At 67.8% G+C, this 15,415-nt stretch carries 11 protein-coding genes; 3 read left to right on the plus strand and 8 right to left on the minus strand.

What is annotated here, in order from left to right; translation table 11 throughout:
- Positions 1-395: 395 nt before the first annotated feature.
- The gene (locus ABD848_RS23500) at positions 396-1,349 is read right to left on the minus strand and encodes a MerR family transcriptional regulator (protein WP_344976863.1); all 954 of its coding nucleotides are present in this window, start codon (positions 1,347-1,349) and stop codon (positions 396-398) included.
- A gap of 272 nt (positions 1,350-1,621) precedes the next feature.
- On the opposite strand from ABD848_RS23500, the gene ABD848_RS23505 reads away from it, so the two are divergent.
- On the plus strand, positions 1,622-3,076 hold the full coding sequence (locus ABD848_RS23505; RefSeq protein WP_344976904.1) for an SDR family oxidoreductase: 1,455 nt from the start codon (positions 1,622-1,624) through the stop codon (positions 3,074-3,076).
- 42 nt (positions 3,077-3,118) lie between these two features.
- On the plus strand, positions 3,119-4,465 hold the full coding sequence (locus ABD848_RS23510) for a cryptochrome/photolyase family protein (RefSeq protein WP_344976867.1): 1,347 nt from the start codon (positions 3,119-3,121) through the stop codon (positions 4,463-4,465).
- 186 nt (positions 4,466-4,651) lie between these two features.
- On the opposite strand, the gene ABD848_RS23515 is transcribed toward ABD848_RS23510, so the two are convergent.
- The 5 genes from ABD848_RS23515 to ABD848_RS23535 form a co-directional block, all read right to left on the minus strand.
- Complete coding sequence (locus ABD848_RS23515; RefSeq protein ID WP_344976870.1) at positions 4,652-5,989, minus strand: glycoside hydrolase family 6 protein; 1,338 nt, start codon at positions 5,987-5,989, stop codon at positions 4,652-4,654.
- A 799-nt stretch (positions 5,990-6,788) separates the two neighbouring features.
- Complete coding sequence (locus ABD848_RS23520) at positions 6,789-8,426, minus strand: glycoside hydrolase family 43 protein (protein WP_344976873.1); 1,638 nt, start codon at positions 8,424-8,426, stop codon at positions 6,789-6,791.
- A 58-nt stretch (positions 8,427-8,484) separates the two neighbouring features.
- Positions 8,485-9,402, minus strand: a complete 918-nt coding sequence (locus ABD848_RS23525; protein ID WP_425567677.1) for a carbohydrate ABC transporter permease — start codon at positions 9,400-9,402, stop codon at positions 8,485-8,487.
- Positions 9,399-10,289 (minus strand): carbohydrate ABC transporter permease, encoded by an 891-nt coding sequence (locus ABD848_RS23530; protein WP_344976876.1) that lies wholly within the window; start codon positions 10,287-10,289, stop codon positions 9,399-9,401. The genes ABD848_RS23525 and ABD848_RS23530 overlap by 4 nt, the downstream gene beginning before the upstream one ends.
- Entirely contained in the window at positions 10,286-11,590 is a 1,305-nt protein-coding gene (locus ABD848_RS23535; protein ID WP_344976879.1) for an ABC transporter substrate-binding protein, read from the minus strand. Before ABD848_RS23535 ends, ABD848_RS23530 begins: the two co-directional genes overlap by 4 nt.
- Before the next feature lie 324 nt (positions 11,591-11,914).
- On the opposite strand from ABD848_RS23535, the gene ABD848_RS23540 reads away from it, so the two are divergent.
- Positions 11,915-12,937 (plus strand): LacI family DNA-binding transcriptional regulator, encoded by a 1,023-nt coding sequence (locus ABD848_RS23540; RefSeq protein WP_425567678.1) that lies wholly within the window; start codon positions 11,915-11,917, stop codon positions 12,935-12,937.
- Between the two features lie 154 nt (positions 12,938-13,091).
- On the opposite strand, the gene ABD848_RS23545 is transcribed toward ABD848_RS23540, so the two are convergent.
- On the minus strand, positions 13,092-13,961 hold the full coding sequence (locus ABD848_RS23545; RefSeq protein WP_344976885.1) for an aldo/keto reductase: 870 nt from the start codon (positions 13,959-13,961) through the stop codon (positions 13,092-13,094).
- Positions 13,962-14,216: 255 nt separating this feature from the next.
- Positions 14,217-15,415, minus strand: a 1,199-nt coding sequence (locus ABD848_RS23550; RefSeq protein ID WP_344976888.1) for an RICIN domain-containing protein, incomplete at its 5' end; no start/stop codon positions are given.

Genomic DNA, 15,415 nt, shown 5'->3' on the forward strand with positions numbered 1-15,415 from the left:
CGTGTCCCTCATGCCAGTGTGACTGTGTGTTGGGGTGGTGGTGTGTTTCTCGTCGCGGTGTCACCGCACCCCGGAGCGATACCTACGACACAAGGCGCTGGCCTGCTGCCGAAGATGTTGCGGTGTCACCGCACCCCGGAGCAATGCTGCCTCACCTCCAGCGGGGGTCGTCGCCGTCGCCTCCCACCCGTCCACAGCCACAGCGCCCCCTTAAAGCTGCCGAGATCGCGAAGCGATCGAGGCACGAGCGACGGGAAACCCACCAGCACCGCGCAAGCGACAGCCCCCCACTTACGACCCTCGGCTTGACAAGCCCATAGAAACACCCCCCACAACCCAGCCGTCTGAAAACCAGAACCCGGCCGGGGGCGAGCTCCAACCGTCGGTGGGCAGGTTCAGTCGGAGCCGACCAGCGCGTGCAGCGCCGCCGGTAGTGAGTCCACGTGGGCGACGAGGCGGCGGGCGGCCTCCGGCCAGCCGGGCCCGGCCAGGTACAGGGTGGTCTTCTCACGGCGCGCCCCACCATCGAGCGCTTCCCGGATCTGCCGCAGCGCGGGCATGGTCACCTGCGTCGACCGCAGCGACCACAGCACCAGGGCCGCCGGAGCCGTGCGGCGCAGTGCCGCGGCCACGGCGTCGGCCGGCGCCGCCGCCCCCAGCATCCGGTGGGTCACCCCTCGTTCGCACAGCGCCGCCCCCAGCGCCTCCAACGGCAGCGTGTGCAATTCATCGGGCATGCATGCCAGCAGCACAGGCCGGCGCTGCGCCGCGCCTCCCGCGTCGGCGCACACCCGCCGCAGCACCGAAGACACACTCCACGACAGCAGGTGTTCAACTTCGACGTACTGCCGGGTGTGTGACCACTTCGCCCCTATCCCGTGCAGTACGGGCATGGCCAGCTCTTCCCAAGTAGTCATGACACCGTGCTCCTCGACGCTGTCGGCCAACAGCCGCTCGACCGTATCGGTGTCCAGGCGCATCGCCGCGCGCGCCAGCCCTTGGCACGAGGCCCCGGCCGAGCCCGCGGGGACGGTGTGGCCACCGGGACGGGCTGTGGGGGCCGACGCCGCCGAGCCAGGCACCCCGGAAGGCGGCGGTGTCGCCCGTGCGGCGAGCGGGTCGGAGAGCGACAGTGCGGTCTGCGCGGCCTCAGCAGGGGCCGTTCCCGAGGCGACGAGCCGACACATGTACTCCAGACGGGCCATGTCGCCGGTGCCATAGCGGCGGTGTCCGCCGGGGCTGCGTTCAGTGGGGCCGATGCCGTAACGCCGGTCCCAACTGCGCAGGGTCCCTGTGGCTACGCCAAGGCGGCGGGCCGCTGCTCCCGGAGTCAGCGCCGATTCCCCCATAGCCCTCTCCAAAAACGATGCAAAACCGTTGCGACTTGCTTATCAGCGTACCGTCGCGAACAGTAGCCACGCGGGCGCCGGCAGCGGTCTGAAGTCGGGAGGGGCTGCACATCGCTGCGGCGCGCCTGTCACGGCGTCACCTGGGTGGGGCCACGGCCGTCCTACGAAGCCCTGCCCAGGTGACAATCCGGCATTCCTGGATAGGGGGCCGAATGCTGACAGGGGCGCTGGCAGGGGCGCGTCGCACGATCGTCCACGGGCGGGGGCTAAGGATGCGTGTCTTGGTGACGGGGGCCACCGGCTATATCGGGGGACGGCTGGTGCCCGAGCTACTGCGCGCGGGCCACATCGTGCGCTGTCTGGCTCGCTCGCCGGGAAAACTGCGTGACTACCCCTGGCGCGGTGAGGTGGAGGTCGTCCGCGGTGACGTCACCGACCGTGCCAGTCTGGAACCCGCACTCGCCGACGTCGACGTCGCCTTCTACCTCGTCCACGCCATGGGTGCCGGCGCCAGCTTCGCCCACCGCGACCGCGAGGCCGCACGAACCTTCGCCATGGCCGCCCACACCGCGAGCGTGCGCCGGATCATCTACCTTGGCGGACTCAACCCTCCGGGCCAGGAGTTGTCGCCCCACATGCGCTCGCGGGCTCAAGTGGGCGAGATCTTTTTGGAGTCCCCGGTGCCCACGGTCGTGCTGCGCGCGGCGATCATCCTCGGCTCGGGCTCGGCTTCCTTCGAGATGCTGCGCTACCTGACCGAGCGCCTGCCGGTGATGACGACCCCGCGCTGGGTTTCGACCCGGGTGCAGCCGATCGCCGTGGGCGACGTGCTGCGGCTGTTGGTGGCGTCGATGGCGCTGCCCGACGGGCTCAACCGCGGTTTCGATATCGGCGGCCCCGATATCCTCACCTACGCTCAGATGATCCAGCGTTTCGCCCGCCTGACCGGGGTAAGGCGCCGGCTCATCATCCCGGTTCCGGTGCTGTCGCCGGGCCTGTCCAGCCTCTGGGTGGGCCTCGTGACCCCCGTGCCCGGCACCATCGCCCGCCCCTTGATCGAATCGCTGCGCAACGAGGCCGTCTGCCGGGAGAACGATCTCGCCGACCGTCTCAACGACCATGCCCGGCTCGGGTTCGACGAGGCGGTGCGCCTCGCCCTGCGTCGCATCCGCGAAGCCCAGGTGGCGACCCGGTGGTCCTCGGCCGCCTGGCCCAGCGCCCCCGCCGACCCGCTGCCCACCGATCCGGATTGGAGCGGCGGTTCCCTCTACGCCGACGAGCGGGTGCGGCCGGTCGACGCCTCCCCCGAGGCGCTATGGCGGGTCATCGAGGGCATCGGCGGTGAGCGCGGCTGGTACTCCTGGTCGCTGGCGTGGGCGGCGCGCGGCGCGCTGGACCGCTTCGTCGGCGGTGTCGGCTTGCGGCGCGGCCGACGCGACCCCGCCCGGCTGCGCGTGGGGGACTCGCTGGACTTCTGGCGCGTCGAGGAGGTGCAGCCCGGCAGTCTGCTGCGGCTGCGGGCCGAGATGCGGCTCCCCGGTCTGGCGTGGCTGGAATTGCGCGTCGAGCGGCGCGATACGGCCACCCTGTACCGGCAGCGGGCGCTCTTCCACCCGCGCGGGCTCTTCGGGCAGCTCTACTGGTGGTCCGTCGCTCCCTTCCACGGCGTGGTGTTCGGTTCGATGGCGCGCAACATCGCCGACGCGGCAGAGCAGGCGGCCCACTAGTGACACCCGTCCCACAGGCCGGTAACCAAGCGGAAGGTCCGTATGGCGGCGACAGTCGTACTGTTCACACGCGACCTGCGGGTCCACGACCATCCGGCGCTGCATGAGGCGGTGCGCCGCGGTGACCTGGTCGTGCCGCTGTTCGTCCTCGATCCGACGATCCTGCGCCGCAGCGCACGTAACCGCATCGCCTACCTGGTGGAGGCGCTCACCGATCTGCGCGAGGCGCTGCGAAGCCGCGGCGGGGACCTGTTCGTCCGCTACGGCGACACGGTCACCGAGACCATGCGGGTCGCCGAAATCACCGGTGCCGGTGCGATCCACCTCAGCTATGACGTGGGGCGCATGGCCCAGCGGCGGCAGCGCCACCTCCGCCGCGCCGCCGAGGGCTCCCGCCTCGCAGTGACCACATTCCCCGGCGTCACGGTGGTGCCCCCGTTGGAGGTCACCCCCGCCGGGGGTGACCACTACCGGGTCTTCACGCCCTACTGGCGCGCCTGGGAGGCGCACACCTGGCGCCGGCGGCTGCCCGCGCCGCAGCGGCTGCACGTGCCCAACGATCTCCCGAGCGAACGGTTGCCGGATGCCACCCTGCGCGACCAGGGGCGGGGGCCGCTCTCCCCCGAGCGCCAGCGCGGGGGCGAATCCCCCGCCCGGCAGCGTCTGCGGACCTGGCTCGACAGCGGCATCGCCGGCTACGCTGAGGGCAGCGACATGCTGGCCGCCGACGCCACCTCGCGGCTCAGCGCCGATCTGCGGTTCGGCTGCCTGTCGCCCCTGGAACTGGCGCGGGAGGCCCGCGGCCGTCCCGGCGCCGACGCCTTCGTCCGCCAACTCGCCTGGCGCGACTTCCACCACCAGGTCACGGCGGCTTTCCCCGGTATCGCCCGGCAGGACTACCGGTCTCGGGACACCACATGGGTGAGCGACACGGAGGGGCTCGCGCTATGGCGGGCGGGCCAGACCGGCGTCCCCATCGTCGACGCTGGCATGCGCCAGTTGCTGCGGGAAGGTTTCATGCACAACCGCGCTCGGCTGATCACGGCCTCCTTCCTGACCCGCACCATGGGCGTGCACTGGACCTGCGGCGGTGACCACTTCCACGAGGTGCTGTGCGACGGCGATATCGCCGACAACTACGGCAACTGGCAGTGGGTGGCCGGCACTGGCAACGACACTCGACCCAACCGGCGGTTCAACCCGCTGCGCCAGGCCCAGCGGTTCGACCCCGAAGGGGAGTACGTGCGGCGCTACGTACCCGAGCTGGCTGGACTCGACGCCGCCGAGGCGCATTGGCCGTGGCGGTCGAGCCGACGGCCGGCAGAGTACCCACTGCCGATCCTCGATCCGGAGGGGGCGGCCGGCACGGGAGCGAGACCGCTGGGGTGAGCCCCCGGGCCGCCGGCCGCGAGGCAGCCGGTTGCGGCGCCCCGGGACCGGCACGTGTGCGACGTGATCGGAAAGCGGCGACACAGAAAGTGACACACAAAAAGGGGGAGGACGGCGGCGCCGTCCTCCCCTGGCGTCTCTCACGTGCCGCTCAGCGACGCGGCCCGTGGCGCGCCGGTCGGTTCGTTAGCTGGCGGCGCAGCTAACCGAGGGGTCACTGTTGCTGCCGCTGTGGGTGCCGGTGAACCCGAAGTCGGTGCTGTCACCGGCGCTGAGCGAGCCGTTGTAGCCCACGTTGCTCGCGGTGACCTGCGAGCCGCTGCCGCCGGCGTTGGCGTTCCACATCTGGTTGACCTGCTGGCCGTCGGGGAAGTCCATCGTCACGGTCCAGCCGTCGATGTCCTCCTCAGCCGTGACGGTCACCGAGGCCTGGAAGCCGCTGTCCCACTCGTTGGCCACCGAGTACGAAGCCGTGCAGCCATCGCCGGTGGTGGGCTCATCCGTGGGCTCGTCGGTGGGCTCATCCGTGGGGTCGTCGGTGGGCTCGTCGGTGGGTTCGTCCGTGGGCTCAGGCGCAGCCATCGCCATGTCGTAGGCCAGTTGCGGGACGAACTCGCCCGCGCCCGCGGCGCAGCCGTCAGCCTCGCCCGGCAGCTTGACCCACAGGAAGGCGTCGATCATCGAGTCGCCGGTGTCGGTGGTGGGCGTGGTGCCGATGGCCCGGCCCTCCGGGTCACACCATTCCCCGCCAGCGGGGCCGTTGCCGTTGCGGCTGGTGTCGATCACCGCGCGCAGCGAGGAGTCTCCGATGCTCGAAATGACCTGCTTGGCGTAGGAGATCTCGTCGTCGGTCCAGTTGTAGTTGGACACGTTGGTGGAGATGCCGTGAGCGCTGTTGGAAACGTCGGCGCCGTTGAGCCGCGAGGCCATCTCCCCGGCGGAGTGCCAGTTGGAGTGCCCGGCGTCCATGTAGACCCGCGCCTGCGACGAGCCCTGCATCAGCGCCTTGCCGGCGTAGGCCATGGAGTCCATGACCTGCTGCTGCTCCGACTGGTTCATGCAGTCGCTCATCAGCGAGAGCACGTCGGGCTCCAGCACGATGCTGGCGGGCTGGCCGTTGAGGCCGGCGGCGACCTGGTCGACCCAGGCGCGGTACTCGGAGTGGCTCGACGCGCCGCCGGTGCTCGCGCCGCTGCAATCGCGGTTGGGGATGTTGTAGACCACGAGAATCGGGGTCTTGCCCTCCGCGGCTGCGGCGTTGACGACCGAGCTGACCTCGCTTTGGACCGCACCCGAGTACTGCCCGGTGAACCAGGTGCCCTGCGGGACGCTGGCGATGCGGTCTTGGATCACGTCGGCGCGGTAGTCGCCGGGGTTCTCGGCCACCCACTGGGCGGCGCCGGTGTCGGGGTTGACGTAGAACGACGACTCCGCGGCCGACGCCGAGGTCGGGATAAGCATCGCGGCGCCCAGCGCTAGGGCGGCGCCGCCTTTCAGCACAGAGCGCATGAGTGTGCGGGGCATGCGCGGCTCCTTGTCCTTGTGGTCATCAGGGGTCCCCCGTACCGGGAGCCCTACCAACAAAGGTGTTGGGAGCGCTCCCAGTTATTGGGACCATATTTAAGACCGCGCCGCTTTGTAAAGACCGTGAGTCGTTTTCGTTTCTGGCCTGTCATATCGCGAGCTTCCCCGGTGATCGGATGACTGTGCTTTTGCGGCAGTCACACGCCGCGATAATGCATGCGAACCCGCCGCGAAATCCCACGATCACCCGCGTTGAGAAGCAAAAATTCGATGAAACTCGAAGCCGGTTCGCTGTGCTGGCAGGGAGGCTCCCAGCCACTGGTGAGCACCGATCCCTCAGGGGATTACCGGTGGTTCCGCTCCGGCTGTGACAGGCTCGTCTCCACTTCCACCTGCACCGAAACCATGACACCCCAGTCCAGATCTTGGTCTCGGGAAAACACAACTCCGGTGATGAACACGCATTTAACCAGGTGAATCCGTGGATCGTACAGGAATGACAAAAGATCATGACCGCCGTCATGGGAGCCTCTCACACTAAAGCGGCCCAAGGGCGGTGGGTGGCGTGGCGGGAGACGGGGGAACGTACTCTCCCGCCCCTTCTCAGTGCTGTTATGGCATCGGCCGGCCGGTAGCCGAGGAGGCCACGCTCGACTCCGTGGCGGCCGGCCTCTGCCGCGACCCCGCGCGTCTCGAGAGCACAACCAGCAGAGGGAAGGTGGCGTCGCACGCCACCCACCCCCTACTGGTGTCGGTGCGGTCAGCTCCCGGCCCGCGCCCCCGAGGCGGGCGGGAGGAGTTACGGTTTCTGGCGGTAGTGGGCGTAGTCGAAGTCGGCGTAGCGGCCCGTACCGGTGAGGTCTTGCACCCACAACCCGAGGAAGGCTCCGGTGAAACCCGGCGCGCTCACATCGCCGTCGTGCTCCTCTTCCGCGTAGTCGTCGGAGAGGATGGTGGCGTCGAGTTCCGGCCCCACGGTGATCCAGTCCGCCCCGTCGGGTGACAGGGAGAACCGCACCACCTCGGTGTCGATCTCGACGCGCATGTAAACCCGCTGCCAACCCTCGATGATCACCGGCTCGCCCACCTCGCGCACCCGGCCACGGTCGCAGCTCAACACGCGTGCGAACCGGCCCATCTGCTCCTCGTGGCTGACGCGCAGGTAGTGCCATAGCCGCGTGTTGTAGTACGCGGTCAGTCCCGCCATCTGCTGGAAACTGATCGGCTCGAACTCCATACACGTGTCCATCGCACAGCGGTGGTGCTGTACCCGCCGCGCCACGAGGCTGGGACGCAGCAGCCCCTGCGGGGACTGCCCGCCGCGGATGCGCAGGTGGCTGGGGCGTTCCCGCAGCGACACCCAGGCCGGTGACTCGGGCCGACGCAGGGTGCTCCACTCCGGCCGCAGCACGGCGTCGTCGAAATGGTCCACCTCAGGCTGCTCGGGACAGGGGTGCGGGGACAGCGCCGGCGCGGGGATCTCCTCGTGGGGGATACCGCCGGGGACCTGCGGCCATTCGTCGCGAGTCCACTGCACCGGCTGGAGCGCGGTCTCGCGCCCCAGCACGCACCTTCCCCGCTGGGTGGCGGGCCGGGAAGCGAGGTGGGCCAGATACCAGTCTCCGTCAGGGGTGGACACGAGGCTGCCGTGACCGGCTTTTTGCAACCCCAGGTGCGGGTCCGCTTTGCTGGTCAGCAGCGGGCCTGCGGGGTCGACCTCGTAGGGTCCGTACAGCGAGTGAGCCCGAGCGACAGTGACTTGGTGCTCCCAGCTCGTCCCCCCTTCGGCGGTGACCAGGAAGTACCAGTCGCCGCGCCGGTAGACGTGGGGGGCCTCGGTGACACCGGCTTCGGTGCCGGTGAAGATCACCTGGGGGTCGCCGAGGAGACTTAGGTCCTTGCGTGACACCTCCTGTAGCACGATGCCGGAGAAGGCGTCTCGCTCCGGTCGCCAGTCGCTGAGGTTGGTCAGCAACCAGCTCCGGCCGTCCTCGTGGAACAGCGACGGGTCAAAGCCCATCGAGTGCACCGCGACCGGATCGGACCAGGGGCCGTTGATGTCGGGGGCGGTGGTGATGTAGTTGGGCGTGTCCCAAAACCCCGCGTAGGTCTCGACGTTGGTGTAGACGAGGTAGAAGAGACCGTCGGCGTAGGACAGGCACGGCGCCCACACGCCCGCCGAGTCGCGGCAGCGCGTCAGGTCGACGAGCCGCGTGTCGTCCAAGGCCCCGCCCAGCGGGCACCAGTTGACCAGGTCGCGGGAGTGGTAGAGCAGCACGCCCGGGTACCACTCGAACGTCGAGGTGGCGATGTAGTAGTCGTCGCCAACGCGCAGGATCGAGGGGTCGGGGTGGAAACCGGTCAGGATCGGGTTGTGGAGGGTTCGCTCCGAGACGCTGGAGATCGCGCTCGGTGGAGCATCGTCACTGCGGGTCATCGTCACCTTTCACATCGCCTGGACCGGCCGGGATCGCCGGCCGGTGGGGACGACCGGCTTACTTGCCGAAGCCCGCTGCCAGTCCGCCGAGCAGGTGTCGCCGGCCGAACAGGTACAGCGCGAAGATCGGCAGGGCCGAGAGCACCACGGCCGCCATGAGGCCAGGGACGTCAGTGCCGTACTGGGTCTGGAACTCCCACAACCCCAGCGGCAGTACCCGCGTCTCTTGGCTTTGGGTCAGCACTAGCGGGAAGATGAAGTTGTTCCAGGCTTGCAGCCCCACGAAAATCGCCACCGTCACGATTCCCGAGCGCGACAGCGGCAGCACCAATTGCAGGAACGTCTGACTGACCTTGGCACCGTCGATGGCCATCGCCTCGTAGAGCTCCCGCGGCACATCGCGCAGCGAACTGGTCAGCACCAGGATCGAGATCGGCAGGGCGAACGCCGCTGTCGGCAAGATGATGGCGGTCAGGCTGTCGTAGAGGTTCAACCGGGTGATGATCAGGTAAATCGGGATGATCACCGCTTGTGCCGGCACGGCCAGCCCTAGCAGGAACAGGCTGAAGGTGGCCCGCACGAAACGGTTCTGGCTGCGCACGATGGCGAACGCCGCCGGTAGCGCGACCGCCAGTACCAGACAGATGGCGCCTGTGGCCACGATCAGGCTGTTGAGCAGGAAATTCGCAAAGCCAACCTCGAAGACCCGGACGTAGTTGTCCAGGGTGAGGCCGGTGGGCAGCGACAGCGGCCCTTCGCCGAGGTAATCTCCCTGGCCGCGCAGGCTCGTGGCGAGCAGGAAGTACACCGGGACGGCGACGATGACGAACCACAGTCCCGCGCCGATCCCCGCGCCGATGTTGGGGCGCTCGCGTCGCTGGCCTCGTCTTCGTGGCTTCCGCGGCTCCGTGCCGCTGACCCTGCCCTGCCCCACGGCGGGCTCGGTGGTGCGGGCGGTGCTTTCCACAGTCATCATGCTCCCTCCCGCTGGCTGGTCATCTTGGAGTAGCCGGTGATGCGCACGATGAGCAGCGACAGGGTGGTGCCCACCGCCACCAGGACCACGGCGATGGCGCTGGCGTAGCCCATCTCGAACCCGCTGAAGCCTCGGAAGTACATGTGCAGGGGCAGGATGCGCGTCGCCGTCCCGGGACCGCCGTTGGTCAGCAGCAGCACCGTTTCGAAGAAGGTCATCGAGTTGACGATGATCAGGATCGACGAGGCGATGATGGTGTTGCGCAGTTGCGGGACGGTGATCGAGAAGAACTGCTGGAGCCGGCTGGCACCGTCGATCTCAGCCGCCTCGTAGAAGTTGCGCGGGATATCGCGCGCCGCCGCCTGGTACAGCAGCATGTGGAACGGCAGGAATTGCCACAGGATCACGAACGCGATGACGTAGAGCGCGATGGAGCCGTTGCCCAGGAAGTTGCCGTTGGGAAGGCCCATGAAGGGGCCGATGTCGGGCGCCAGCCCGAAGTTGGGGTCCAGCAGCGCCCGCCAGATCAGCGCGATCGCCGCCGTCGACAGCAGCAGCGGCAGGAAGAAGATCGCGCTGGCCACGGCCCGAATCCGCTGTTTTCCAGCGGCCCAAGCGCCGAACATGATCGCCAACGGCGTCTGGGTCAGCCAGCACAGGGAGGTCAGCCCCAGCGAGATCAGCAGCCCGTGCCCCACGTTGGGGTCGCCGGGAAGGGCCTGCCAGTTCTCCATGCCGACCCATACGGGGGTTTCCAGCCCGTTCCACTGGGTGAAGCTCAGGTAGGCCACGACCACGACGGGGCCGAGACCGAACAGTCCGAAAAAGACGAGAGCCGGAGCGGCCCAGAGGATTCCGGGCCGCTCCACGCGAGCTGCTTGGCTCATCGTTGCTGCTCCATGGCCTCACCGAACTCCTCGGGCGTCGTGTCGCCGAGGAAGACCTGCTGGAGGTTGGTCAGCATGGCCTCTGCGGTGGCCGGGTCGACGGCCTGGTCCCAGGACTGGGTGAAGCTGGGCGCGTCGGAGACGAGGTTGTAGGTGAACTCGCTGAATTCGGGGGTGTCGCTGCTGGAGAACTGGTCTTCGATTCCCTCGACAGCGGGCACCTGGCCGGCCTCGATCAGCCCTTCGACGTACTGATCCGAGGTGACCGTGTTGGTCAGGAAGTCCACCGCGGCTTCCTCGTTCTCGGTGTCGGAGTTGATGGAGAAGTAGTTGCTGGGGTTACCCACGATCGCGTTCGGCTCCCCCTCACCGTCTTCCATCGTGGGGAAGTCGGTGTAGGCGAAGTTGCCGCTTTCGACGAACTCCGGGTTGCGGTCCGTCTGAGTGCCAAGCTCCCAGGTGCCCATCAGCATCATCGCGGCCTTGCCCGAGGCCAGCAGCGACGAGGCGCTGCCGTTGTCGTAGTCGATCGAGCTGAAGTTGCTCCCGAACGCGCCCCGCTCGGCGAGGTCGCGGCACATGCTCAGCGCCTCCAGCAGTGCCGGGTCCTGCCAGGAGCCCTCCTCGCCTGCCGCGATCGCGTCGAAGACCCCCTTGCCCCCCAACCGGTCAGTGAGGTATTCGAGCCACATCAGCTCCGTCCAGCCCTGGGCGCCGGCCAGGGAGACCGGGATGATGTCCTGCTCCTTGAAGGTGTCGATCGCATCCAGCAGATCGGCGTAGGTCTCCGGAGGCTCGATCCCCGCGTCCTCGAAGACCTGCTTGTTGTAGAACAGCACGATCGGCTGGACGCCGAGCATGGGGACCCCGTAGTACTCACCGTCGATCTCGGCGACGTCGAGCACGCTGGGCAGGAAGGACTCGCGCAGTTCGGGGTCGTCCTCCATGTAGGGGCTCAAGTTGACCACTTGGTCGGAGTTGACGTACTGCGCGAGGTTGCCGCCGCCCCAGTTGAAGAACACGTCGGGGGCGTTGGGGGAGCCCATCGCCACCTGGAGCTTCTGTTTGTAAGCGTCGTTGACGTAGGTCGTCAGCTCGGCGGAGACGTCGGAGGATTCGTTGAACTGCTCAATGCCCTGCTGCACGATCGGGTTGACCGTGGCATCCTCCAGGGCCCACACCTCCAGCCCGCCTTCGGAGCCGCCGCCCGATTCTTCGCCCGGGCCGGACGTTCCGCAAGCCGAGGTGGCACCCACCACCAGGGCCAGGGCGGCACTACCGATGAGATGTGGTCGAGACATGTAACGCATAGGACGAAACACCGTCCTTCCAAGCAGGGGCCGTTGGAAACCTGGAACAGTTGGGACTCGAAATCTTTCGGTAAGTTTCGATGTGTGTGAACGCTAAGCGTCTCTCTGCGCGGTGTCAATCAGATCACACATTTCGGTACTGTTACAGTGCATTGGTCCACCGTGATCGGTGGTCACCGAGGGCAAGTCGAGGGCGGAGCGTGGGGTTTCGGTGGCGGTGTGTTACTCGTTACGTTGCCGAAGGGGCGACGGTGCCCCTCGAAACTTTCGGGCTATACTCGCATCACTGCCCGGTTCGCGGCCGACGTGGAATGGATGCTCGTGACTGAACAACGGCGCACTCTTGCGCAGATCGCTGAGGAGGCGGGGGTCTCTGTGCCCACTGTCTCCAAGGTGCTCAACGGGCACCTGGACGTGGCCGTCGACACCCGTCGCCAAGTCGAGCGACTGCTGGAGCACCATCGCTACACGCCTCGCAAGTCCCGGGCCCAACGCAAGGTCGGCCTGATCGACCTCGTCTTCGTCGATCTGGGAAGCCCGTGGGCCATGGAGATCCTGGCCGGTGTCGAGGAGTCGGCCCACGAAGCCGGTTTTGGCACCGTCGTCTCGGCCGTGCACGACCGGCGCGGTAACCGCTCCACCCGCAAGTGGCTGGACAACGTGCGCGCACGCGATTCCGACGGCGTGGTGCTCGTGCTGTCGGGGCTTTCGCCCACGCAGCAGGCCCAACTCGACCTGCTGCGCATCCCCGTGATCCTCATCGATCCCGTGGGCGTGCCCCAAGGCGACGTTCCCGCCGTAGGGGCCACCAACTGGTCCGGCGGGCTCAACGCCACCGAACACCTCATCGAAAAAGGACACCGCCGCATCGCCACCATCAGCGGTCCGAAACATCTGCTGTGCAGCAGGGCGCGCGTCGACGGTTACCGCAGCGCCATGAGTAGCGCCGGCCTGGAGGTGCCGCACGACTACGTCCGCTATGGCGACTTCCTCAGCCCCAGCGGGTACACCCAAGCTCAGGCGCTGCTCGACCTCCCCGAGCCGCCCACCGCCATCTTCGCCGGCTCCGACCTCATGGCGCTGGGGGTTTACGAGGCGCTGTTCGAGCGCGGGCTGCGGGTGCCCGAGGACATCAGCGTCGTCGGTTTCGACGACCTGCCGGAAACCCAGTGGGCCCGGCCGCCGCTGACGACCGTCCGCCAACCGCTGGAGGAGATGGCCCAGATCGCCAGCCGGATGCTATTCCGACTGATCAGGGGCGAAGAGCTGGAAAGCACCAGGATGGAGCTGGCTACGTCCTTCGTTGAGCGTTCCAGCACCGCCGCCCCACCCGAGTGACGACCACCGGCGCCGCTTGAAACGTTTCGACAGTGGCGTTTCGTGTCTCGTCTCGCGATACCCGTAACCGAGCCGGCTGGTGGGGAGCCGATTCGGCGCCACCCCACCAGCGCAGCCACCGCTCGCAACGGCGTCGCGCCGCTGCGGCCCGTTGCTAGGCGAGCGCGGTGAGCTTCTCGCGCTCGGCCGCGGTGAGCTCGATGAGCGCCGCCGCGGCATTCTCCTCGGCATGGGCCACCTTGGAGGTGCCGGGGATCGGCAGCATTACGGGGGAGCGGTGCAACAGCCAGGCCAACGCGAGTTGGGCCGGCGAGCTACCGTGCTCGGCCGCGGCTGTGGCCAGCACCCCACCGGGGGTCGCCAGCTCCCCGGTGGCCAGCGGGAACCATGGGATAAACCCAATCCCGTTGCGTTCGCAGTACTCCAGAACGTCCTCGGAGTCGCGGTTGGTGAGGTTGTAGAGGTTCTGCACCGAGGCCACGTCGACGATCTCGCGTGCGGCCTCGATTTCGGTCACGCTCACCTGCGAGAGACCGATGTGACCGATTTTGCCCTCGGCGCGCATCTCGGCCAGCGCCCCCATTTGGTCGGCCAGGGGAATCTGGGGATCGATCCGGTGCAACTGGTACAGGTCGATGCGCTCCAGTCGGAGTCGGCGCAGGCTCATCTCCACGCATTGACGCAGGTACTCCGGCCGCCCCACCGGCTGCCACATGCTGGGACCCTGGCGCGTCAGTCCACCCTTGGTGGCGATGACCAGGTCCTCAGGGTAGGGGCGCAGCGCTTCGGCAATCAGGTCCTCGCTGACGAAGGGGCCGTAGGCGTCGGCGGTGTCGATGAGGGTCCCGCCCATCTCCACCGTCCGCCGCAGTACCCGGATCGCCTCCTCGTGGTCGGCCGGTGGTCCCCAGACCCCGGGGCCGGTGAGCTGCATCGCGCCGAAACCCAGGCGGTTGACGGTCAATTCGCCACCGATCGTGAACGTGCCGCTCGCGGTCGTCGGTCGCTGTACGGAATCTGCCATAGCTTGAATCCTTATTCGGCTTGCCCTCGTGCCCTCGTGGAGGGTCCGCCGTTCTACGACAGTGGTGCTTCCCAGCTTGTTCCCGACCGTCACCTGGGCCGGCTGAGAATTCCGGCAGTCAGCAGGTTGATTACCCTGAGTATGAGGATGGTCACTTTTCCGTGTCGGCTGCGCTGGCCCGCCTGATCTGATCGGTTTCTCAGCGGCACCACCGGGCGTGGGCGCACCGGTGCGCCCACGCCCGGCAAGGGTGGGTTAGCAGGTGTTGTCGCTGGTGTTGATCAGGGTGTTGTTGGTGAAGGTGACGTTGGTGCCGCAGGGGTTTTCCACGAGTGCGGAGTCGGTCACCGTGAGGTTGTGGATCGTGACGTCGGAGGTGTTGGCGAACTCGTCGCGAGCGGCGATACGGATCGTGCCCGGTCCGGCCACCGTTCCGCTCTCAGCGGCGATGTCGACGTTGTAGCAGTTCTCGATCAAGATGGCGTTGTTGCCGGTGTCGGCGATGTCGACCCGGTCGATGACCGCCCCGCCGCTCTCGGAGACGCAAAACACCCCGCGTCCGCCGCCACGGGCGATCACCTCGCCCACGTGAATATTGGTGGGGTAACTCCCACCCACGCGGCCGTTGCGGTTGGCCATGCGAAACGCCGCGTAGCCGGTGCCGGTGCCCGCGCCCTGGGCATCCACCAGGCCCACCTCGGCGTTGATCGTGTCGTTGAGCAACAGACCGGAGTAGGCGGTGTTGCGTGCGACCACAGTGCCGATGGTCAGCCCGTCGACCCCGTAGGTCTCCACGCCGTGGTTGCCGGTCCCCTCCACATAGACGTCGTCGATGGTGACGTTGGTGGTGGGTGTGCTGCGGTCGCTGTGGTTGTCGATGCGAATCCCCAGCCCGCCGGAGAGGCGAAGGTCGATCTGGCCGAGGTGGACGTTGCTGGCGTTGCGCACGAAGACGCCGAAGTAGGGCGCGCCGGTGACACTCAAGTAGGGCACCGCCACATCGCTGACACCGCGGGCGCGCACTACCGCGTTGTCCCCGGAAGGACTGCCGGTGACGTCGATGGTGCCGCACACTTCCAACGCGGTGTGGCTGGGTAGATCCAGCGACTGGCTCGCGCTCATCGCGCCTGAGCCGCGCACCACCACCCGCTCTTGACTGGTGCGCCCGGCGGTGAGGCTGTCCACCCCCGCCCGCATCGCGCTGAGCATATCGCCGCCGCTGTAGACCGTGCTGCCGCTGTTGGTGGCGGTCCAGGTGCCACCGGAGAGCACCACCTCGGCATCCCCGGTGCCGGCACCACAACCGTCGTTACCGCCGTCGTCGTCGCCGTCGACCTCGATGAGTTGCCATTGTTGGTTGGCGCCGTTGAGGTCGGTGTATTGGGAGAGGCGGGCGCCGTCGGTGGTGGCCCATTCCCAGACTTCGAGGGCTTTGCCGCTGTTGCGGTTGATGA

The sequence above is a fragment of the Salinactinospora qingdaonensis genome (genome assembly GCF_039539445.1).
Classification (GTDB): Bacteria; Actinomycetota; Actinomycetes; order Streptosporangiales; family Streptosporangiaceae; genus Salinactinospora; species Salinactinospora qingdaonensis.

Coding starts and splice junctions, on each gene's coding strand:
- ABD848_RS23525 (WP_425567677.1), bottom strand. CDS start 9,402: ATGATGACTGTGGAAAGCACCGCCCGCACCACCGAGCCCGCCGTGGGG.
- ABD848_RS23535 (WP_344976879.1), bottom strand. CDS start 11,590: ATGTCTCGACCACATCTCATCGGTAGTGCCGCCCTGGCCCTGGTGGTG.
- ABD848_RS23510 (WP_344976867.1), top strand. CDS start 3,119: ATGGCGGCGACAGTCGTACTGTTCACACGCGACCTGCGGGTCCACGAC.
- ABD848_RS23545 (WP_344976885.1), bottom strand. CDS start 13,961: ATGGCAGATTCCGTACAGCGACCGACGACCGCGAGCGGCACGTTCACG.
- ABD848_RS23540 (WP_425567678.1), top strand. CDS start 11,915: ATGCTCGTGACTGAACAACGGCGCACTCTTGCGCAGATCGCTGAGGAG.
- ABD848_RS23520 (WP_344976873.1), bottom strand. CDS start 8,426: ATGACCCGCAGTGACGATGCTCCACCGAGCGCGATCTCCAGCGTCTCG.
- ABD848_RS23500 (WP_344976863.1), bottom strand. CDS start 1,349: ATGGGGGAATCGGCGCTGACTCCGGGAGCAGCGGCCCGCCGCCTTGGC.
- ABD848_RS23530 (WP_344976876.1), bottom strand. CDS start 10,289: ATGAGCCAAGCAGCTCGCGTGGAGCGGCCCGGAATCCTCTGGGCCGCT.
- ABD848_RS23515 (WP_344976870.1), bottom strand. CDS start 5,989: ATGCCCCGCACACTCATGCGCTCTGTGCTGAAAGGCGGCGCCGCCCTA.
- ABD848_RS23505 (WP_344976904.1), top strand. CDS start 1,622: ATGCGTGTCTTGGTGACGGGGGCCACCGGCTATATCGGGGGACGGCTG.